This is a genomic window from Sporosarcina sp. P16b, assembly GCF_002743065.1.
Lineage (GTDB): Bacteria > Bacillota > Bacilli > Bacillales_A > Planococcaceae > Sporosarcina.
The window spans coordinates 114992-136124 of record NZ_PDYO01000003.1; the positions used below are offsets into that span (position 1 = coordinate 114992).

The following is a 21133-nucleotide window of genomic DNA, read 5'->3' on the forward strand; positions in this document are numbered from 1 at the left end:
TGAAAGAGTCTGTAAGCGGATACAAATAGAAGTATCTGAATAATTCCACTTAAGCTGTCCATAATGTACCATGTCGAAAAGCCGCTAAAAAGCTTGTTTACATAAGATCGATATAATTCATATTATGCGTTTTGTTCATTTTGTTCACGGTTGCGTATTTAGATTTTTCTATATGTCCGTTCAGGTCTACCGACATCTCCATAATGCAGCTGTGCTCCTACTACTTCAATCAATACAAGGTATTCTAGATATCGACGTGCAGTAGAACGGCTAACACCGGCTGCTTTACCTACTTGAACAGCAGTTATTCCTTCTGCAGGACTTTGCAGCAAAACGTTTTCTATACGTTCAAGCGTCAGACGGTCGATACCTTTTGGCAATGCGTCAGAAGTAGAATCCTGCCGCAACTCCGTGCCAAATAATACACGGTCGAGATCTTCTTGGGAAAGTTCACTTTTAGATGACAGCAATACTTTCCTTGAACGGTACCGTCTAAATGCTTCTGCAAACCTCACAGGCTCAACAGGTTTGATTAAATAATCCAACACGCCTCCATGGAGTGCTTCCTCTATTATTTTAGTTTCTTTAGCAGCTGTTAGCAGCATAATATCCATTGCGGAGAATTCTCTTCGTAGATGCCAAAACAAATCTAGCCCTGGACTGTCAGGTATGTACACATCCAATAAAACCAGATCGGGTAGCGTCTTTGCCTGTTGCAAAAAATCGATAGTCTCAGAGGCAGTTCGCGTTTCTGTCACGACTTCATAGCCGGTGATCTGTTCGACTAGTTGGCGATTAATCTTTGCGACTCGGAAATCATCTTCTACAATTAGTACTTGTATAGTACTGATCACGGGGATCCCTCCTTTAGTAATCTTTTGGTAATGACACGACAAAATATGTACCGCCCAATTCACTCGGTTCAATGGACAGCTGGCCATTCGCTGTTGCAATGGCATTCTTTGTTAAAGCCAAGCCAAAACCTCTTCCAGCTCCATCTTTTGTCGAGAAACCATGGGATAAGACTTTATCAAGCGAAGCTTCATCAATTCCTGGTCCTGCATCATCGATTTCAAACAGCAGATTTTGTCCGATATCAGTAAAAGAAATCGATATGTCCCGGGAAATGGCGCGTTCATCATATACAGCATCGAATGCATTATCAAGCAAATTTCCAATAGCCGTCAGCAATGCTTGGCGGTTTACGTCAGATAGTGTGGAATGTAATTGACTGTCAGGCTGGACGGATACATTAATTTGCAACTCACTCGCTTGATTCAGCTTTCCGACAAGCAATCCGCTGATATAGGGATCATCTATATGATCAAGTAGTGCGTCTGTCCAGTGTTGCTGGATGCTTGTTTCTTCTTGGATGAAGTCGAGCACTTCCTCCTTTTTATTCAGTTGAGTTAGTCCCATGATCGTATACAGTTTATTTGCGAATTCATGTGTTTGTGAACGCAACGCATTGGCATATTGTTGGATATGTGCTAGTTTTTTAGTCAAATTCTCAATCTCGGTTTTATTCCGGAAAGTAGCAACTGCACCGAGCAATTCATGTTCGTAGAAAATCGGCACACTGTTTACATAGACGATATGGTTACTAAAAAGTCTTTCCTGATCAAAAACTGATTCGCCATGCTCTAGTACATACGGTAAATCAGAATTCGGGAAGCATTCATGTATAGATGTACCAATCCAGTCGTCTGCTTGCTGCTCGCCACCTGTCAATAATTTCAATGCAGCAGAGTTGACCATCGTAATATGGCCATCTGTATTGATAGCGATAATGCCTTCATGGATAGAATGCAAAATCGTTTCTTTTTGAAACAGTAAATGCGAGATTTCTTCTGGTTCTAATCCGAATAAGACGTTCTTGATATAGTTCGCAATGAATACAGCTCCGATGATAGCAGCTGTGCAAATGCCTAGAAGGACGAGCCAAATTTCTAGGCTATACTCCCAGATGATTGAATCAATAGAATCTACCAAGAAACCGACCGAGACGACACCGACAATTTCACCGTTTAAATAGACTGGAGCCTTTGCACGCAGTGAGCTTCCTAATGACCCGGTTGATATAGAAGTATAAGATTCTCCATTACGCAACGCACGTTCATTATCTTCGCCGATCATTTTTTTGCCAATCCGATCAGGACTCGGGTGTGCATAACGGATTTCTTGTTGATTGCCTACAACGATAAACTCTGCATCGGTCTGGGCTTGGATTTTCTGCACGATCGGCTGAATGATGGCAGAAGGATTATTCGATTCGAAAGCCTGGGAAATTTCAGGTATCACAGCTACACTTTTTGCTACACTGAGAGCCCTTTCTCCAATTTGGGCTTCTAATGTATCCGTGACGAAGTAACTCATAAACCCACCAATGAACAGAATAATCGTGACAGAGAGCGCGCCAATTAAGCCAATCATTTTCAAGTGGAGATTGACGAAGGGTTTGTTTTTCTTTCGATGGATGGATAAATCTTCTTTACGGATACGAATCATGATGAACCCCCGATACAGATGTTTGTAACTATAGAATACCATGTGGTGCGCAAAATTAAATAGTAAGGGTTATGTAAATAGTAGGGGAGGGCTATAGGGGAAGGAAAAGGCTTTTTCAATCAAAGCTCGTAGAATACCTAACGACAAGAGTGTTTAATGCATTACTGGGCAAGACAAATCAGAATAAATGATAGGTTATCTATATGAAACTTAGGGAATAATAGCTATAAAGGGAGTGAGTATATTGGAAATCTACACCGTTGGACATTCCACACATACAAAAGAAGAGTTTTTGACATTATTGGATGATGCAAGTATCGAGAAATTGGTCGATGTACGTGCATTTCCTGGTAGTCGTAAATTTCCGCATTTTCATGAAGATCGAATGACTGAATGGTTACCGGCACATGGTATTGCTTATAGACATTGTGGAAAATTAGGTGGACGTAGAAGGAAATCTAAAACTATCGATAATGAAGTCAACGAAGGATGGAATAATCAATCCTTCCACAACTATGCGGATTACACATTAACACCTGAATTCGAAGAAGGTATAAAGGAATTGATGAAGGAAGCCTCAGGCCAACGCATTGCGATATGCTGTTCCGAACGTCACCCAGCAAGATGCCATCGCTTGTTGATTAGTAATTGGCTCGCTACACATGGCATTAACGTAAAACATATTATAGATGGACCTAAGGGAAAAACGTTGATTGAAGATCATGAAGTAGGCAAGTGGGGAGCTGAACCCGTAGTGTCAGACGATGGAGAAGTGACGTATCCTCCTAAACAGAATGAAGATGAATGAAGTCAGTGCCTTTTAATAAAAGGCACTGATTTTATTCATATAATGTTTTATCGTGTGATCCGTCAGCATGAAAGACCTGTAAAATACCTTCATGTTCGTTCACATATTTTTTTGCTTTTTCAAGTAATACGGACTTGGTATCTTCTTTAAATAGTACATGATCACTTCCGACCTTACTGAAAATCCATTCATTCTCGCGTGGTTTCACTTCATAGTGAGGACGACCTTCACTTTTGCCTTGTACATACTCGTGTGCTTGAGCAGTTGCAATGGAAATCGCGCGCTCATCGGAATAGTTTTCACGTAGTAAAGCGTTCGCTATTTCGATTGCTTTATTACGTACTGTCGGATCCAGATTTTTCAGCGATGCAGGATAATCATTTTTACTCCATGGCATACGACATCACCTCCTACTTCACAAATTCCCTTTTTTACCGAATATAAACGGTCTTTCACATAATTTCAGAACATCCTATATGGTGAATCGAATAAAGTCGAACATTGTATAATTGTCGTTTTATTTAAAATTATTTGATTATTATCTAGATGACTGGTAATCTAGAGACGTTCATATGAACTTAGCGACCGAGTTGTATAGGAAAAGTAGCCTTTTTTTCGTTTTGATCTCACTAGGGGAACCCTATGAAGATAAATACAAACTGAAGGAGTGAATGCATTGTCTTTGTCGGTGCAGCAACTATTGGAAAGCAAAGGGATTCAAGCTAAGCCAGAACATTTGGAAATCCTAGAAAGTCGCTGGAATGGGATGAAAAAGTTAAGAGGTACGCTAGAGAGTGTAAAAATCGAGGACGCGGATATCGGGCTTCGAAATATTCCCGGAGGTGATCATATTGGCTAAAGATTTGATTCAGAAATCAGTCGAGGAATTGGCACCGCTTTTAGAAAGTGGATCACTTTCACCAGTTGAGCTAACGAAAGCAGTGCTTGATCATGCGGAAGAAACGCAGGATACAATTAATGCCTATATGACAATCTACCGGGAAGAAGCAGAACACGCGGCGCGTGAAGCAGAGAAAGAGATCAAAAATGGAAACTATCGAGGCATGTATCACGGAATTCCGATGGCCTTGAAAGATAATTTATATTTTAAAGGTAAAGTGACGACCATGTCTTCTAAAATTCATAAGGATTTCATTCCGGAAGACGATGCGACTGTAGTCAGTAAGTTACGAGACGCGGGTGTGATCTTTACCGGTAAACTAAGCATGCACGAATATGCTTGGGGAATTACGAACAATAACCCTCATTACGGACCGGTCAGAAATCCTTGGGATACCGATAAAATTCCTGGCGGTTCGAGTGGTGGTTCGGGAGCTGCTGTTGCGGTCGGTTCCAGTGTCGCGTCATTAGGTACCGATACGGCTGGCTCTATCCGAATTCCGTCATCAATTTGCGGCATCGTCGGATTGAAGCCGACACATGGGCGAGTCAGTAAATACGGATGCTATCCATTGGCATGGTCGCTCGATCATATCGGACCAATGACTAAGACGATTAAAGACGCAGCAGGAATGATGGATATTATTTCAGGATACGACGCAAAAGATCCAACTTCGGTCGATACTCCTGTAGACCAACATTTGGAGAGAATAAAGGGCGATGTCAATGGTTTGGTTATTGGCGTTAATGAAGAATATTTCTTCAATGAAGTAGATAACGATGTAGATCAAGTTGTGCGTGGAACGATTAAAGCGCTGACCGATCAAGGTGCGAGAGTGGAAGTGGTCAAGATTCCAACACTTAAATATGCAGAGTGGGCAGAGCTGGTCACGTCACTTTCAGAAGCGTCAACCATTCATCACGAAGACATGCTGAAGCGACCGCAAGATTTCGGTGATGATATCCGCATGCTATTCGAGCTGGGGGAGCTGCCGTCTGCTGTCGATTATCTTCAAGCACAGCAAGTACGTCGTCAGTTGAAGCAAGAATTCCATGAAGTATTCCAGAAAGTCGATGTATTGATTGCACCGACACTGCCTGTAGTCGCCAATAAAATCGGTGAAGATACAGTGGACTTAAATGGCAAGCAAGTGGACTTAATTGACAATATTATACGCTTTACGGGACCTAGTAACTTAACAGGTAACCCTGCATTGTCAGTGCCGGGTGGCTTCAAGGGAGACCTTCCCGTAGGTGTACAAATTATTGGACCTGCCTTTTCAGAAGCTTTATTGCTGGATGTCGGTTATGCAATCGAACAGACAAATCCTATGAAAAACAGAAAACCCGCTTTACTAACAAGAGCATAAAATGAAAAAAACTCCGCGGTCAACCCATGGCCGCGGAGTTTTTCGTTATGTACTCGCTCTTCGACGAAGCGGTACAGACGATTCGACTTTACTTCTTCACTATCACAAACCCAGCTGCACCAAACTTCAACCCAAATCCATTTGTGCAATTGCTGTTACTAGTAGTATAACCTAACAAAAGCCCAATAAACGCAAATCATCAAACTGTGAAGAATGTCATATTTCTGTAGTGTTTGGCATCAAATTGAGATAAATTACATCAACCTTACACTAACCTTTCAATACATTATAGTATGCTGAATGTTCTGATTATATACATATAAGTTAGAATATTCAACTACATTAATTTTGAAATGAACATTGTGGCTATTCCGAAATAAATCAGTAACGACAAAATGTCATTGATCGTCGTAATTAAAGGGCCAGAAGCTACTGCTGGATCCACTTTAAATTTGTTAAGAATTAAAGGAATAATTGTTCCCGCAATTGTACCGATGATCAGTGTAGCGACCAAAGACGAACCTACAACTAATCCAAGTGTAAAACTGCCTTGCCATACATAAGCGATCACTGCGATAGCGGCACCACAAACGACACCTAGTATAACGCCGACAATTAATTCACGAAAGACTAAATGCAAGGACTTTTTCATATCCAAGTCTTCAGATACTAGTCCACGCACAACGACCGCCAAAGATTGAGTACCTGTATTACCGGTCATGCCGGCAATCATCGGCATGAAGAAAGCGAGGGCGACAACGGCTTCCAACGTTGCTTCAAATTTGGAAATGATACTACCTGAAACGAGCCCGATAAATAGTAAAAGAATCAGCCAAGGAAGTCTACGATAGGCTGCTACGAGAGGTTTTGTATTGAAGTCAATGGACTTACCGGAAGCAAATAGCATTTCAATATCCTTGTTTGCTTCTCTAACAACTAAATCGAGTACTTCATCAGTCCGGATAATTCCTACTAAGACATTCTCTTCGTTGACAACGGGTAGTGAGACGAAATCAAATCGTCCAATCATTTTGGCTACATCGCCTTGATCCGTTGTATCGAATACTTTGGCGAGACCAGTTTCCATGATTTCTGTTACATTACTATCTGCCTGCGCGAGCAATAAATCTCGGTAAGAAAGCACACCGATTAATTGCTTTTCATCATTAATGATATAGACATAATTCAAGTAATGAGCAAATGATTCATAATGCTTGAGCTTTTCAATCGCTTTCTCAACGGTATATGACTGATGAATCCATACATAACGTGTCGTCATAATACGTCCGGCAGAATCTTTTGGATACTTCCGTCGTTGTCGAATATTTCTTTTTTCTTCATGTCGCAAATCCGCTATGAGTTTCTCCACTTGTTTATCTGAAAGGTCGGTCAAAAGATAAGATAGATCTTCACCTTTCATTTCTTCCAGTAGTTCAGTGGAACGGACTGGTCCTACTAAATCTAATGCTCGTAATTGTTCATTTTTCGAAAGAAATCCTAGCATGTGTACTAATGTTTCTTTATCTAATACTTCCAAAAATGTAGTATGTCGTTTTAGCGGCAATCGTTTATATTGATTAGCAACTTCCGCAGGTTCTAGTTCACCAATTGCTTTTTTTAAGGATTCCAGATTACCATCTTTAATCAGTTGTATAATCGCTCGTGAAACATCGTCTTGATTCCGTGTCACTGGCATGTAACGCACCTCTCTTGTCTATAAATAGTTACGGTCATTCAATCATTCCCTCATATAGGGGGAAAGAAACCATAAGACATAATTTAAAGTCATTTTGGCCAATAAAAAAGCCTCCGTAGAGACTTCTTTTGATTTACAACAGAAAATCTTTGCCAGTTGGCTCTTAATTTATGAATATACTTTGTTCTAGTTCTTATAGAAAATGTTTTATGCTGTTTTATTACTACCCCGTTTTATCCAATTAACACTTGAAAATGTATGGAGCTACCCACATGTAATGTAATTTACGGGACTTAAGACTTCACTTGTCATACAAATCTGACTAGAAACCTGCCATTTGTAACATAAGACGTACCGATGTCATGGCATTGTTTCACGATTGTAATCTTTTTGTAATATAGTCTTGGTAAGCTAAAGCTATTAAATCGTTAGGGGTGGCATATTGAAGAAATTAGTATTTGCATTGACAGTAGCCATGTTCATCACACTATTCACAAGCGGAATGAACGAAACGTCTGCTGCAGCATCAGTTCATACAGTTAAAAAAGGTGACACACTATATAAAATCTCACAACAACATAAAGTGTCTGTCTCAAATATTAAACAATGGAATAACTTAAAATCGACAGTTATTTATCCAAAACAAAAATTACGTTTAGTAAAGTCTTCTAAAGTGGCGGCTAGTACTCCGAAGAAACAAAACACACCTTCACGTTCAAATGGAGCGAATGTCTCTAAAGAACTTATGGTAAGTGCAACAGCGTATACAGCACATTGTAATGGTTGTTCAGGTATTACAAGAACAGGTTTGAACTTACGTAAAAATCCTGACTTGAAAGTCATTGCAGTAGATCCACGAGTTATCGAATTAGGAACAAAAGTCCACGTTGAAGGGTACGGATATGCTATCGCTGGAGATACTGGCGGGGCAATCAAAGGGAATAAAATCGACGTATTCATTCCGAATAAATCACGTGCCTACGAATGGGGACGTAAGAATGTAAAAGTAAAAGTACTAAACTAAGAAATTGAAAGCTCACACAGCATAACTGCTGCGTGAGCTTTTTTGAATAGTGCGTAGGATCATTTATACTTTCTCGTTAACAAAAAAACATGAAACCCAATTTACAGGTATCATGTGTAGGTTATATGAAAGAGACGACTTGGTTTTTGCCATTCTTTTTTGCTTTGTATAGAGCGAGATCCGCTAAATGAAACAATTCATTGAAAGATTGCTTGCTACACATTTTATTGTCACTAAGCCCTATGCTAATAGTAAGTGGAATGGGTATCACATTAGAAGAAGTAGACAAAGACTCAATTTTTCTAGCGAGTAAAGAAGCTTTCTTTATTGCGTCTGCTAATGAAATGTCTTGCATTACTAAAACGAATTCATCACCACCGAATCGAGCAAGTACATCTTCTTTTCTAATTTCATTCATAGAAGTATGCGCTACGAATTTAATCGCTTCATCGCCAATTAGATGGCCATATGTGTCATTAATCACTTTTAAATTATCGATGTCATAGACCAAGCACACAATGGATTTTTTAGTTACTACTGCTTCGGCCAACCATAAATTAGTCGTTTCTTCCAAAAATTTTCGGTTATAGATACCTGTTAAATAATCCAAGTTTTCGCTAGTTTTAGTAGAAGAGCTTTGCAAACGAATTTGCAATTCGAGCGCTACTTTTACCCAGCAACTGTCTTCAATTTCATGCAGTAAATTGATGTATTCTTTCTGGATTATGGCTAATTCATCAAAGCTACACAGTTTTTCAGCTAACACAATGCGTTTTTGCTGAATTTCTTTTAGGAGGGTGTAATCTCTCCATTTTTCTTCTCGTTCTTTGGCGTTGGTATAAAAATGGAAGGCTTTTTTAGAATCACCTATGAACTCATAAAATCTGCCTTTCAAAATTTCAAGAACTGCTAATTCACGAGGATGATGGTCTATAGTAGGTAATTGACTTAAATAATGTAGGCTAGTCATCGCGCAATTAGGGCTTTGTAGATTGATAGCGGATTCAATTGCGTATAAATGCGCTCGAATCATTAAAATTTCTCTGTCCACACCTTTCTTTTTTGCGAAAGAAATGGCCGACTGCGCAAACTCCGAAGCTTTCTCGTATTGTTCTATTTTATTGTACAGATGACTTAGTTGACTGTATGCCATGCTAATATACGAATAGTCTTCAATTTCTAGCGCGATGGATAGCATATCTTCTAGTAATTTTTGTCCTCTTGTATAATCCAATGCGAATGAGCTGACAAAGTATTGCAAATAATAAGAGCGCATCCAATCGGACTTCTCGCCATGCGAAATACACTGTGTGTGATGTTCTTCTATGTGGAAAAGAACCTTTTCGTAATTTCCAACGTAGTAATAGGATATAGCGCAAATGTAATGAGCGGATAAAATAGCTTCTTTATTAGAAAACAAAATGCCTTTACTTAATAAATCTTCTGCATGTCTAAAGACTAAATCATGGCGTCCATCATTTTTTACTTCGTTAATTTTACGCCACACAGCGTTTATTTCATTTTCCCCCGTCATAGTTTCTCTCCTCCGATATAGGAAGTATCATTCTTTTCACTAGTTCATTCATCACTTTTTACATTTGGAATACATTTACATTATACCATTTTGAGAATTAATAGATATAATCAAATAGGCCATTTTAATGAATGTTTTAATTTGTTTCTGTTGTTATTTAGTTGTTTATACCCTGGTGGACAAAAGTATAAACGTCCTACTTCAAAATATGAAGTAAGACGTTGAATTATACACTATTTGACTCTTATTTTGATTGGATTTGTTTGAATAGAGAAATGAAGTGTTCTGGCTCCTCTTCAATTTCAAATGTAAAAACTCCTTCATTTGTGTGCAAGTAAAATAATCCTGATTGTCCTGAGAACGGGCGGTAGGATAAATCAAAAACATGTTGTAAAGGGAAAGTTCTCTGGGACGTCGTAATCCGATCTCGGAATAAACAAATCGTGTGGTAAGACTTTTGATAGGTTTGTTCTAAGCGGTCCACGACTCGGTTTATGGAAATATAGCTAAGCGAATGAATCAACTGATCACTTGAGTTATTCATTTATTACCCTCCTGTTTCGCTACTATCATAACATAGAGTATTATGCTCATAAAAACGTTAGGAATACTAAAAACCTAAATATTGCTATGGACCTAATTCTTACGTAAGCGTTTAATTACACGAACGATAGCTACTACTAAAAGAAAAGTTACAGCGCCAATTGTGTCTAAATACACGTCTTGCATGGTTGCTGTGCGGCCTCCTGTAAAGTATTGATGCAATTCATCAGCGCACGCTAGCAGAAAGGTAAATAAAGCGGCCAATAATAAGCGACCTGTACGTTTAGGTAATAGCCAATAAATTACCAAAGCTAAAAAACCAAATGTAAAGAAGTGTGCAGCTTTTCGGATCAGGAATTCTACAAAGTGATAATATCCACGTTCTTCAATAGAGATCGTTCTATTCCAATAGTTGAATTCCCACGTGGATAGGATAGCTTTCCCGGGTTCCCCCGGTAGCAACACTTGTAATGTAGAGACAAGCGATTGCTGTTCATATGTCTGACTGGATGAGATGGACAGCCCGACTAACATGCTAATGAGTAAGAGAAGAGCTAGTAATTTTTTCATATGGGGATTGTATCATGAAAAGTAACTTCTGATGCAAGCAAGTTATATTTTTATTTGACATTACAAAGTTATCAGCTTGTTACCTGAATGTAATATGCAAGTTGTATAGTACATGCAGGTTGCTGGTTCCATAATCTGTACTAGCTATCCATCTTTTGCCATTACCAATCGTGGAAAAGTATGCTAATATAAAGTGGAGTAGCTAGTAATCACTTTTTTATTTCATATTCTTTATTTATTTAATAGTCTGCTGGATTATTTAATAGAAAAGAGGGTATGAGAGTAAGAGAGTGGTTTTTCTGCTGCTCTACAACCAACCAGCAATCACGCTTATAAACGAACTAAAGGAGGAAATTATTTAATGAAATCACAATCAAAAAAGAAGTACAGCAAGTATCTAACAGGTGTAGCATCAGCGGCATTAGTTGCATCAGCGGTGGCACCAGTAGTCAGCGCAGCAGATTTTAATGACGTTGCCGACACTAACTCACATAAGGAAGCAATTGATGCACTAGCAGCAGAAGGTGTTATCAGTGGTTATCCGGACGGTTCATTCAAGCCTAATAAAACTTTAACGCGTTCTGACGTAGTAAAGTTAATGGGAAAATGGCTTGTATCAAAAGGTTATACAATTCCGACAGACTATAAAACAAATCCACGCTTCACAGATTTAACATCGAAGTCAAATGACGAATTGTTGCAATCAGCGGCAATCGTAAAGGATAACAATGTATTCAGAGGATATGAAGATGGATCATTAGGTGCGGCTGGTTCTATTACCCGTGAAAATATGGCGGTTGTATTAGTTCGTGCATATGATTCAGTTAACAAAACGGACTTATTATCTTACGTTCAAGGACAAGAATTTGATAAAGATGTAGTAGATTTGAATAAGGCGAAAGCTGAAGCACGTACTGCAATCGACGTATTAGACTACTTCGACATTACGAACCCAGCTGCACCAAACTTCAGACCGAAAGAAACAACAACTCGTGCACAATTTGCTTCATTCCTTTATAAAACGATTCAAGTAGAAGTATCTGAAACGCCAGAAGCTCCTGAAGTAGCGGAAATCACTTCTGTTACTGCAATCGATGAAAAACAACTTGAGCTAACAGGTAAGAATTTACAAGTGTTGAAAGCTGAGCAGTTGAAAATTGAAGGAAATGAACTGGCTTCATTCAAAGCGAACGAAGACGGTACAAAAGCGACTATCGAATTAAAAAACGAACTAACGTCGGGTAAAGAAATGACTCTTAACTTGACGACTAAAGCAGAAGCTGAAGGCGAAAAAGACGTAGTTACTCCTTATAAGTTCACGTATGAGTTTAAAGTAGAAAAAGTTACAGCTACTACTACTCAAGTGAAAGCTGGCGAGGCTGGTCAGAAGTTAGCGTTTAACGTTGATGGTAAGTCGGTTGATATGAAGAAATTGACAGATGCTGGTTATACAGTTGCGTTCCAGTCTACTAAACCGGATTTGTTCTCAGAGCTGGCAACTGGTACATTGAAGGAACTCTCTACTACTGATGCATTCTCATATAAAGTCATCGTTACGGATAAAGACGGAAAGGCTATAGAATCGGAATTAGTAGACGTTAAAGTAGTAGATTTCGATGCTACGTATGCTGACATTACTGAAGTTGAAGTAACACAAGCCGGCACAGTGGTAAACAGTGGAAAGATTTCACTTGAAGATGGTGAGGCCAATGTTAAAGTAACAAAAGCTGTAACACTTAATGGTGTACCGGAGACAAATCCAGCTGCAACATACACATCTTCTAATCCAAGCGTAGCAACAGTCTCTACGGATGGTACAGTGACACCAATCAGTGCTGGAGAAGTTACGATTGTAGCTAAAGTCGGCGATGTAACTAAAAACATTAAGCTAACGGTTGGTGTGGGCAAACGTATGGCAACAAGCGCTACACTTTCATCGACTGAATCTAAGTTAATCAAAGACTCACCTCAAGAAATCACTGTAACAGTGAAAGATCAATACGGCGATCTTTTTAATGGTGATCTAACTGTAGAATCTAAAGATGCTGACGTCGCAACTGCTGCTGTAGGAAAGTCTGAGAAAGGCATTGCAATAGTAACAGTGAAAGCTTTAAAAGCTGGATCTACTACTGTTCAGGTTAAATCTGGTGACACAGTCCTAGGTACTATTGCCGTATCTGGTTCTGAAGACAACGAAGTGGCTACTAGAAAGTTAGAAACAATTACTGCAACTGACGATTTAACGATTGATGCAATTGATGGTTCACAAGATGGAACAGTCAAGCTAGCATGGAATAAATACAATATCCAAGGTTTCCTTATAGAGAAAGATTTAATTCCTGTGAACCAATACACTGTAACATCTTCCGATAACTCTATCGCAACAGTTGCTAAGGATGATAAAGGTGTTATAACGGTTCAAGCAGTAAAAGCAGGTACTACTGAAGTTCAAATTAAAGAAGGACATATTGTAAGAGCGAAGGCTACTATTACAGTAAAGGATTCGACTCCAACTATTTCATCAGTAGTATTTGAAGATACTAAGTCCATAACTACTTCAGCTGTCGATATGCAAGTGCTTAAAACAGAAGGTATTAAATTAACATCAACGGAATTCACTCCAGGTATTGATGATGAGGGTAATATTTTCATTACGAACAATGACAAAAAAATTGAATTAGGTACAGTTGCAAAAAGCTATTCAGGTAGTACTAACGATGTTACCGAGTTACAATTAGACGGTGGTAAACTTGTTGGTACTGTAAAAGCTGGTGCGCAAGGTACTCTAGTAGTAAGTGTGAAGAATGAAGGACAGTCTACACCGGTTGGTACAAAAACGATCGATGTTAATGTTCCAGCAAGCAAATAATCTAATTTCAGTTACACAATAACAATCTAGCAAGATCCAGCCCTAATCCTTGAGAGTCATTCAAGGATTAGGGCTTTTCTACGTTTAGTCAGCCACTTGTCAAGGGTACAAGTAAAGTACTGATAAATTGGGAGGAGTGGGGTTATGAATTGGTTGGAAGGAATTAATTTCACGACTTCATTGGTAGTGCTAATCATATTGGCGATTCCTATTAGTATTGGAATTTTTCTCTACTTTTTTGATCGCAGTCAGAAGCAGCATGCAATCTTGCGCAACTATCCCATTTTAGGAAGAGTACGCTATATGTTTGAGAAGGCGGGACCAGAGGTTAGGCAGTATTTATTCAACGATGACAACAGCGGCAAGCCGTTCAGCCGTGAAGAATATTTACATATGGTGATGCCAGGGAAGTATTTAAACAGTATCATCGGTTTTGGATCTAAACGCGACTTTCAGGAGCCTGGTCACTACATTCGTAATGCCATGTTTACGAAGCAAAATGAAGAAATGCGGGTGGATAATGATAATCTAGTAAACACAATGCGTTATGAAGTAGATACCGACAATTTATTCTCGCGTAAAGAACACCGCGAAGAATTGACAACATTGCCTTGGTTGTTACCTGAGGAAGATGCGATAGTATTAGGTCCGAATTGTGAGCATCCATTTGTTGTGCGCAGTTTGTTGGGGCAATCGGGGATGAGTTATGGAGCACTCGGAGATCATGCAATCACTGCGCTATCCAAAGGGATTGGTATGGCCCAAGGTGCTTGGATGAACACAGGGGAGGGTGGTGTATCAGACCACCACTTGGTAGGTGGAGCCGATATCATTGCGCAGATCGGGTCAGGTTTATTCGGATTCCGAACAGAAGATGGGCAGTTCGATATGAACAAAATAAAAGAGAAAGCACAAATACCACAAATAAAGGCATTTGAAATCAAGTTAGCCCAAGGAGCAAAAATGCGTGGAGGGCACGTAGAGGGAGAGAAAGTCACAGAAGAGATTGCGGCTATACGAAATGTGAAAGCTTATACTTCTATCAACAGTCCGAACCGTTTTAAACAGTTCCACGATTATCCAACATTGTTTTCATTCATTGAAGATATCCGTCACGCGGGTGGTAAACCAGTAGGGATTAAAATAGTCATTGGAGGAAAACAAGATGTTGAAGAACTGGCATCATATATGGCGGAAACAGGTATGGGGCCTGATTTTATCTCGCTAGACGGCGCGGAAGGAGGATCTGGGGCTACTTATCAAGACTTGGCGGATAGTGTAGGCTTACCACTTCGTTCTTCTCTTATTCTATTAGATGATGCGCTGCGTAAGTTTGAAGTGCGGGACCGAGTAAAAGTTATTGCATCAGGGAAAATCATCACACCTGATAAAGCAGCAATTGCATTGGCTTTAGGTGCCGATCTAATACAAGTTGCACGGGGCTTCATGATTTCGGTAGGTTGTATCATGGCAGAGCGGTGCCATACGAATACTTGCCCAGCCGGTGTTGCCACGACGGATAAAAGTTTACAGCGAGCGCTTGTAATAGAAGAAAAGAAATTCCGTGTAACCAACTATATTTTGACGATGAGGGAAGGGTTATTCCGAGTGGCTGCGGCTGCGGGCTTGGATTCTCCAACAAAGTTTGAACGACATCATGTAGTCTATAAAGACGAGCGTGGAAAAATCCATTCAATTGAGTAAAAAAACGACCTGATGAATGTTCATCGGGTCGTTTTACGGATTATATTCTTCTGAAACTATTGAATTTAGATTTCCAGTACGGGTTGTTTAAGCTGACAACCTCTGACTTCTTGCCACCAGCATGAACAAATTTGTTGTTTCCAACATAGATTCCTACATGGGAAATCCCTTTGCGATAGGTGTTGTGGAAGAATACTAGATCTCCAGGTCTTGGGGATTTAATTTTAGACGATTGGTTGAATTGCCCAGTTGTCGTTCTAGATACAGACTTACCATTTTTCTTGAATGAATACTGAATGAATCCACTGCAGTCGAATCCTCTAGTTGTAGTACCGCCGAAACGGTACGGAATTCCGCGCAAGTTCATTGCTGTTTTCACAACACCAGATCCTCCACTTTTAGCACTAGAAGCCGCTGCTACTGCCTTGCCTGTAGATCTCTTTAACAGGGAACTTGAAACATATCCCTTTTTACCGTTAATCTTTACTTTATACCACAATTGCTTACCTGCATATTTTTGATGTGTCAGTTGGACACGTGTACCCTTTTCCAATGTAAAGACTCTTCTATGTTTGGTTCCAGCATCTGCTCGAACATTCGCATTATGTACTGTTATGTATGTACCACTCTTAGCTGTCGCTTTACCTGCTGCATCCGCTGTCCCGCCAGTGAATCCGACGAACATGGCGGATGCCATCAAAATTGAACATAAAAACTTTTTCATGAATAATTCTCCTCCGAAACATTATATATCACTCTCTAGCTGCAAGTTATATCTTACATGACAGCTTACAGGGTAAACATTACGTTCATATTAAGAAGAGGTTACAAGAATAGCGTTTTGTAAACAGATTGTAACAAAGTAAAAAAGCCTTCCTGTAGGAAAGGAAGGCCCATCACGAAAGTACTCATTCTCTAGGGAAAGCAGCAGAATCTTCATGCTCGATTTGTTCGGATAATACGGTACGCTCTTCTTTAGATGTTAAATTATTTGTCTGAATGCTCCCAGCTTGGCTAGTTGACTTCAACACTTCAGGATGTGCAGGGTTTTGCAGTGGTTCATATCCGCCATAAGACGGTTCAGATTCTATATCTTCAGTGAATGGAATTGTTGTTTTAGTGGAATCGGTGACAGGTCTAGGCGCATGATTTGATAATCTATCTGTTTGGAACGTCTTGTCTTTCGAATACACACTGAAAGCCCAACCTTCATCTACATATAACATCATGCCACCGTGTTGAACTTCTTCGTAATAGCGGTCTACTTGATCCGTATCCATCCCGATGCCATACATCATTTGTTTAATATGATTTTCACCTGTTAGGAAATCCATAAAGCGATCTTTCCACGTATCATATGCGGAGTACACATCTGCACCTGTTCTACTACGCAGCATAGCTACGTCAGTTTCATTTTTAGCAATTACATAAATATTATCATCGAGATAGCCGGTCACTTTTAATTCTTCTATCTTGCTTAGAAGGTCAGCGTCGTTGTAATACACACCAATAAATGTTTTGCTTATCAGTTCATCCATTATATAGCCTCCTTCTTTATAGTTGCTATATAGCATACCCGTTTATCGTTCTTCAAAAACCTGGTGAACGTTGACAGGAGATGGGTGTATGGAATGTAAAACATAGTGTAAACAAAAATGTCGCTACAGAGTGTAGGAACTCTGCAGCGACGCTTACTTATTATTGTTCAATTTGCACTATTTGCTGTCCAATTTCTTTCCCAGCACTGTCGTAAGCTATGAATGTTGCATTGGGATTTAGTAAGAAGTCTTGAATTTCGTAAAGCTTTTTATTCAGCATATAAATTCCTTGTCTTCTGTGCGTTAGTTCATAATCCAAATTACCGTCTTGTGAAGAGAAGCGGACGATTACTTTGCTAATAGGACCGCATGCAGTCAACAGTTCGGTGTTCATTCGGATATCGTTATGTTCCAGTTTTACAGAAGGAGACTCGAAAATGGATGCACTCAGTGAGCAAGATTCAATTGGTATGCCACAATTAATTTCTTGTAAAATCGATTGATATACAAGTGGTAATTCAATATTCTCTTTAATAGAGAAGTATTTCCCACCCGTATCCAAGGCTATTTGTTTCAATAGATCAGTATCTACATTCTGTCCAAGTCCAATCGTATAGATTTTGATGCCATGATTTTTGGCATACTCGACTTCTTTTAAAATAGGTGCCTTGGCGGATTTGCCATCGGTCAAAAGTATAAGCGTTTTTGGTTGAACGGTCGTAAATTTATCAAAAGCTACTTTTAGACCAGTAGCAATATTTGTACCGCCACTTTCCTTAACTTTTTCCAAAGACTTGATAACGGGATTTGGTGTACCTTTCTCTAAAAACATTCCGCTAGTAGTGAAATGCGTTGCTATATTGACATCTGCTTGCAGTGTGTCAATGAACTCTTCTGTTTTAGTAACACGCAATCGCTGAGGATCATTACGCTTCATACTGCCCGAAGAATCTATTAGGAAACCGATTTCAGGTTTTTGATTTGTACACGTCTTATCTGCTGATAATGGTGGTGCATACGAAACGGGTGCACTAAATTTTTTCTCAAGTATAGATTGCACTGCACTGTCAGTTACCGACGTGTTTGCTATTGCTGTAACAATGATTTCATTCTTCATTAAAGTAGTGGGGGTAATGAAAGAAGTCGTGGCTTGACCATGACTAAACTTTACGAAAGATGATTCAAATGGTAGATGATATAAAGAGTCTATTTTTAAATACCCATTGAAATTCGTAATCTGTGCACCACCTGGACGTGCTAGTGTAGCAGTAATGAAAGTTCTTCCTAAGTCATTATATTTTCCGTCATAAATATCTAACTGAATTTCCGCTCTAGGGACATACGTAATAGTTGCGGTTGCTGTAGGATGTGGGCAAGATCCTATTTTCGTTATAGGCGTCAAAGTAATCACGTCTACGGTTTCAGTCGTTGTACGGGGCGCAGTCACTTTCACCGTAACTTCTGGACCATCTGAAATCGCATGTCGATACCAAGGAGTCGCAGCAGCAACTACAGCAGCCGATTTCACTGCATTTTCGTTTTCCGGAAACTCACGATCAGGATCTTCATCTGATTTTTGCGAGTCAACAGGTGTTGGTTTAGGTTCAGGCTCCGGCACCGGCTCGGGTTTAGGCGTGGGCGGAATTAGTGGCTTATCGGGTTGTGGGATAGGTGTATCTACCTCAATTGCCGCACCTTCTCTGGAAGTCACTTCAAATTCCATCTCTTGTTCATAAGGAATGAGCTTACCGTTGCAATCCTTAAATGTAAATGTAATGAATGTCTCATCTTTACCATTCGCGGTTAAGGTTGGCTTTTCGATATCCACATCCACATCCACTCTCTCAAAAGGCTTGCCAGGATTAACTCCGGGTAGGGGAGGTGGGACTGGGCGCTCGAATTCTAGCTCATCCTCTTCAATGAACAGGGGAGGTTTTGCATATTGTGCATTATCTCTACCTGTTGCGGGTGATGAAAGACCGTGAATATAACGGCCTTGATTAAGGAACATTTGATACATAATATGAACCGCTTCAGCACGCGTAAGATTTCTTTTTGGCGCAAAATCTTGATAATCATTCTTACCTGTTACTCCATTGGCCAGATTATGTGTGTAAAGATAATAGATCGCTTCCTGTGCATACAAATCTTTTCCTCGATACGCGGCGAAAATCTTCGCTGCAAATGATCGCTGTAAAGCCATGTTTCTTGCAGAACCACTGTTAAGCCCGCGTAACGGTAAGTAGTATTTAGCTAGGTAACGATAATTTCCCATCGCCTTATGCTCACCCTTTTTTGAAAGGAATGAATGAGGGGAGTTGAGATCAAAGCGAACGAGCATTGTTACGAGTTGGGCTTCCGTAATGGATTGTTCCGGTTTGAATGTCCCATCTGGATAACCGGATGTTAAGCCGATTTCAGAAGCCCATTGAATAGCATCTTTAGCCCAGTAGCGATCATTTACATCTGTGAAAGGAGTTTTAGCAGAAACTTGTAATGGCAAAAGGGCACATAGTACAAGTGATAAACCCCATATATAGATAGTGCGTCGATTCAATAGGGTAGAGCTCCTTTCTTATTGGAATAAGATATCATCGCGATAATTTTGTTTTAAGTCATTTTCCAGAAAGTCCAGGAAACGGGATGTTAGCAATGCCGCCTGTGCTCTTGTCAGGGGTTGCTTCGGATTGAAGTAGTTCTGTTCAGTCCCTTTTACCAATCCAAGTTCTGTTGCAACATAGACACTATCTTTAGCCCATGCGGAAATCTTATAGTCGTCAACATAATGTGTTTTGAAGCCTGGACTCGGAGCACGACCTTCCATTCCAAGTGCCCGAACGAGAATGGCGATCGCTTGTACACGTGTGATGGGGCTATCAGGTTCGAATAGGTCTGGTGTAACCCCGGTAATGATTCCTTGCTCTACTGCACTTTCGATATACATATAGTCAGGATCTTTTGTGGACAGATCTTTGAAAATTGGAATTCGTGGTACTTTGCTTTTCTTTGGTTCTTCTAGAACACGAAGGTCCACTGCTTTTAAAATGCCGATTGTATATTGATAGCGCTGCATGGGTGTATTCGGGGAGAAGAATTGAGAATTTTCATCGAAAATACCAAGTGAATAAAGCTTTTCAATGGAATCTTTTGCTTGGTGCCGATTTAGATCACGGAATTTAGGCACGATTAAGCGCTCTACCAATGGTAAATTCTTTTTCTGCAATTCCAGTTTTCCTTTACCTGCACCGAAAGGAATGTTATACGTATATTCACTTACCATATCGGAAGAGCTGATTACGGAATGACCACCTGTAAAGCTCGATATGGAAGGGTCGAATGGTTCGTATACCATGACGCGAGATTTGCTGTCGGAAGCTTTGCTTGTAATGAAAGCAGAACCTTTAGGCGTAACAATCTCTGAATCCATCAACTGCGTTTCAGTAGCCCCCCAGAAGTTTTTATAGCCCATATTACGTCCATTTAAGTGAACGGTAATGATCTCTTCATCTTTAGTTGAGCCATTTACATATTTGTATATCTTCCGGCCAACCATATTGCCAGAATAAAAAGTGGAAGCAGGTAGATTGTCTGCCACCATTCCTTCCGAATACTGATAGTCAGCAAGTGTATACGTATCCTTACTGATAGTTACTTTCTCGGAATAGCTCTTCACTTCAAATTGGGAAGTAGTTTGGCCTTTACCTTCGTGTTCATTAACGTTGGCTACATAGTTTAAGCTTCTAGTAAGTTTTGCATCCTTATACTTCGGATTCTCTTTATCACCGGTTAACGTAAAGCGGTAAGTACGAGTTAGAATATTTTTACTTTCTTTTTCTGTGATACTCGCTTTTCCAGAAAAGGTTATAGGCTCACCTGTCAGGAAAAATACTTCACTATACTCATATTCATTCATGACCCCGCCATTTACGTCGATCGGGGTTGCGAATGTTGGTATAACATGAAGTGAGGTTATGACTAGAAGAGAGAAAAGAGTACATACGCTTATTTTTTTAAAGAACTTCATTAATACAACACCTTCTTTATGGCAGTGAGATGAATCTCTCACTGC

18 protein-coding genes are annotated in these 21133 nt (G+C 39.8%); 7 read left to right on the plus strand and 11 right to left on the minus strand.

Features of this window, described 5'->3' with window-relative positions:
* Window positions 1–158: 158 nt before the first annotated feature.
* On the minus strand, window positions 159–854 hold the full coding sequence (locus tag CSV77_RS06215; RefSeq protein WP_099672729.1) for a response regulator: 696 nt from the start codon (window positions 852–854) through the stop codon (window positions 159–161).
* A 13-nt stretch (window positions 855–867) separates the two neighbouring features.
* Window positions 868–2508, minus strand: coding sequence for an ATP-binding protein (locus CSV77_RS06220; protein WP_099672730.1), 1641 nt, complete (start codon window positions 2506–2508; stop codon window positions 868–870).
* Between the two features lie 235 nt (window positions 2509–2743).
* Between CSV77_RS06220 and CSV77_RS06225 the strand changes: the two genes are divergently transcribed.
* Window positions 2744–3316: a DUF488 domain-containing protein gene (locus CSV77_RS06225; protein ID WP_369802742.1), complete on the plus strand. Its 573-nt coding sequence runs from the start codon at window positions 2744–2746 to the stop codon at window positions 3314–3316.
* 31 nt (window positions 3317–3347) lie between these two features.
* Here the strand turns inward: CSV77_RS06225 and CSV77_RS06230 are convergent, their stop codons facing one another.
* A complete protein-coding gene (locus CSV77_RS06230; protein ID WP_099672732.1) occupies window positions 3348–3713 on the minus strand; it encodes a DUF2188 domain-containing protein in 366 nt (121 codons plus the stop codon).
* A gap of 270 nt (window positions 3714–3983) precedes the next feature.
* Here CSV77_RS06230 and CSV77_RS06235 point away from each other — a divergent pair, with 270 nt between their 5' ends.
* The 3 genes from CSV77_RS06235 to CSV77_RS17240 are packed head-to-tail and all read left to right on the plus strand — an operon-like array spanning window position 3984 to window position 5756.
* Entirely contained in the window at window positions 3984–4175 is a 192-nt protein-coding gene (locus CSV77_RS06235) for a hypothetical protein (protein ID WP_233189640.1), read from the plus strand.
* Complete coding sequence (locus CSV77_RS06240) at window positions 4168–5586, plus strand: amidase (RefSeq protein ID WP_099672733.1); 1419 nt, start codon at window positions 4168–4170, stop codon at window positions 5584–5586. Before CSV77_RS06235 ends, CSV77_RS06240 begins: the two co-directional genes overlap by 8 nt.
* A gap of 47 nt (window positions 5587–5633) precedes the next feature.
* Window positions 5634–5756, plus strand: coding sequence for a hypothetical protein (locus CSV77_RS17240; RefSeq protein WP_255397340.1), 123 nt, complete (start codon window positions 5634–5636; stop codon window positions 5754–5756).
* A gap of 167 nt (window positions 5757–5923) precedes the next feature.
* Here CSV77_RS17240 and mgtE read toward each other — a convergent pair whose 3' ends face one another.
* A complete protein-coding gene (gene mgtE / locus CSV77_RS06245; RefSeq protein WP_099672734.1) occupies window positions 5924–7282 on the minus strand; it encodes a magnesium transporter in 1359 nt (452 codons plus the stop codon).
* 442 nt (window positions 7283–7724) lie between these two features.
* Between mgtE and CSV77_RS06250 the strand changes: the two genes are divergently transcribed.
* Entirely contained in the window at window positions 7725–8306 is a 582-nt protein-coding gene (locus CSV77_RS06250) for a LysM peptidoglycan-binding and 3D domain-containing protein (protein ID WP_099632201.1), read from the plus strand.
* A gap of 121 nt (window positions 8307–8427) precedes the next feature.
* Here CSV77_RS06250 and CSV77_RS06255 read toward each other — a convergent pair whose 3' ends face one another.
* The 3 genes from CSV77_RS06255 to CSV77_RS06265 all read right to left on the minus strand — a co-directional run bounded on the left by CSV77_RS06255 (window position 8428) and on the right by CSV77_RS06265 (window position 10953).
* Window positions 8428–9840 (minus strand): GGDEF domain-containing protein, encoded by a 1413-nt coding sequence (locus CSV77_RS06255; protein ID WP_099672735.1) that lies wholly within the window; start codon window positions 9838–9840, stop codon window positions 8428–8430.
* Between the two features lie 244 nt (window positions 9841–10084).
* The gene (locus CSV77_RS06260) at window positions 10085–10384 is read right to left on the minus strand and encodes a hypothetical protein (protein WP_099632199.1); all 300 of its coding nucleotides are present in this window, start codon (window positions 10382–10384) and stop codon (window positions 10085–10087) included.
* 92 nt (window positions 10385–10476) lie between these two features.
* Window positions 10477–10953: a VanZ family protein gene (locus CSV77_RS06265; RefSeq protein WP_099672736.1), complete on the minus strand. Its 477-nt coding sequence runs from the start codon at window positions 10951–10953 to the stop codon at window positions 10477–10479.
* A 361-nt stretch (window positions 10954–11314) separates the two neighbouring features.
* Here CSV77_RS06265 and CSV77_RS06270 point away from each other — a divergent pair, with 361 nt between their 5' ends.
* Window positions 11315–13822 carry an S-layer homology domain-containing protein gene (locus CSV77_RS06270; RefSeq protein ID WP_099672737.1) on the plus strand — a complete coding sequence of 836 codons (2508 nt, stop codon included), beginning with the start codon at window positions 11315–11317 and terminating at the stop codon, window positions 13820–13822.
* Between the two features lie 144 nt (window positions 13823–13966).
* Window positions 13967–15526 (plus strand): FMN-binding glutamate synthase family protein, encoded by a 1560-nt coding sequence (locus CSV77_RS06275; RefSeq protein ID WP_099672738.1) that lies wholly within the window; start codon window positions 13967–13969, stop codon window positions 15524–15526.
* 40 nt (window positions 15527–15566) lie between these two features.
* Here the strand turns inward: CSV77_RS06275 and CSV77_RS06280 are convergent, their stop codons facing one another.
* The 4 genes from CSV77_RS06280 to CSV77_RS06295 form a co-directional block, all read right to left on the minus strand.
* Window positions 15567–16250 carry a C40 family peptidase gene (locus tag CSV77_RS06280; RefSeq protein ID WP_099672739.1) on the minus strand — a complete coding sequence of 228 codons (684 nt, stop codon included), beginning with the start codon at window positions 16248–16250 and terminating at the stop codon, window positions 15567–15569.
* A 184-nt stretch (window positions 16251–16434) separates the two neighbouring features.
* On the minus strand, window positions 16435–17064 hold the full coding sequence (locus tag CSV77_RS06285) for a YflT domain-containing protein (protein ID WP_158232031.1): 630 nt from the start codon (window positions 17062–17064) through the stop codon (window positions 16435–16437).
* 160 nt (window positions 17065–17224) lie between these two features.
* Window positions 17225–19621, minus strand: coding sequence for an S-layer homology domain-containing protein (locus tag CSV77_RS06290; protein ID WP_099672741.1), 2397 nt, complete (start codon window positions 19619–19621; stop codon window positions 17225–17227).
* An 18-nt stretch (window positions 19622–19639) separates the two neighbouring features.
* Window positions 19640–21088, minus strand: a complete 1449-nt coding sequence (locus tag CSV77_RS06295) for an S-layer homology domain-containing protein (RefSeq protein ID WP_099672742.1) — start codon at window positions 21086–21088, stop codon at window positions 19640–19642.
* Window positions 21089–21133: the final 45 nt, after the last annotated feature.

What these genes read in the sequence shown, in the direction of transcription:
- CSV77_RS06255 (WP_099672735.1), bottom strand. Translation starts at nt 9,840, where the DNA reads ATGACGGGGGAAAATGAAATAAACGCTGTGTGGCGTAAAATTAACGAA.
- CSV77_RS17240 (WP_255397340.1), top strand. Translation starts at nt 5,634, where the DNA reads ATGTACTCGCTCTTCGACGAAGCGGTACAGACGATTCGACTTTACTTC.
- CSV77_RS06270 (WP_099672737.1), top strand. Translation starts at nt 11,315, where the DNA reads ATGAAATCACAATCAAAAAAGAAGTACAGCAAGTATCTAACAGGTGTA.
- CSV77_RS06220 (WP_099672730.1), bottom strand. Translation starts at nt 2,508, where the DNA reads ATGATTCGTATCCGTAAAGAAGATTTATCCATCCATCGAAAGAAAAAC.
- mgtE (WP_099672734.1), bottom strand. Translation starts at nt 7,282, where the DNA reads ATGCCAGTGACACGGAATCAAGACGATGTTTCACGAGCGATTATACAA.
- CSV77_RS06295 (WP_099672742.1), bottom strand. Translation starts at nt 21,088, where the DNA reads ATGAAGTTCTTTAAAAAAATAAGCGTATGTACTCTTTTCTCTCTTCTA.
- CSV77_RS06280 (WP_099672739.1), bottom strand. Translation starts at nt 16,250, where the DNA reads ATGAAAAAGTTTTTATGTTCAATTTTGATGGCATCCGCCATGTTCGTC.
- CSV77_RS06285 (WP_158232031.1), bottom strand. Translation starts at nt 17,064, where the DNA reads ATGGATGAACTGATAAGCAAAACATTTATTGGTGTGTATTACAACGAC.
- CSV77_RS06265 (WP_099672736.1), bottom strand. Translation starts at nt 10,953, where the DNA reads ATGAAAAAATTACTAGCTCTTCTCTTACTCATTAGCATGTTAGTCGGG.
- CSV77_RS06275 (WP_099672738.1), top strand. Translation starts at nt 13,967, where the DNA reads ATGAATTGGTTGGAAGGAATTAATTTCACGACTTCATTGGTAGTGCTA.
- CSV77_RS06230 (WP_099672732.1), bottom strand. Translation starts at nt 3,713, where the DNA reads ATGCCATGGAGTAAAAATGATTATCCTGCATCGCTGAAAAATCTGGAT.
- CSV77_RS06260 (WP_099632199.1), bottom strand. Translation starts at nt 10,384, where the DNA reads ATGAATAACTCAAGTGATCAGTTGATTCATTCGCTTAGCTATATTTCC.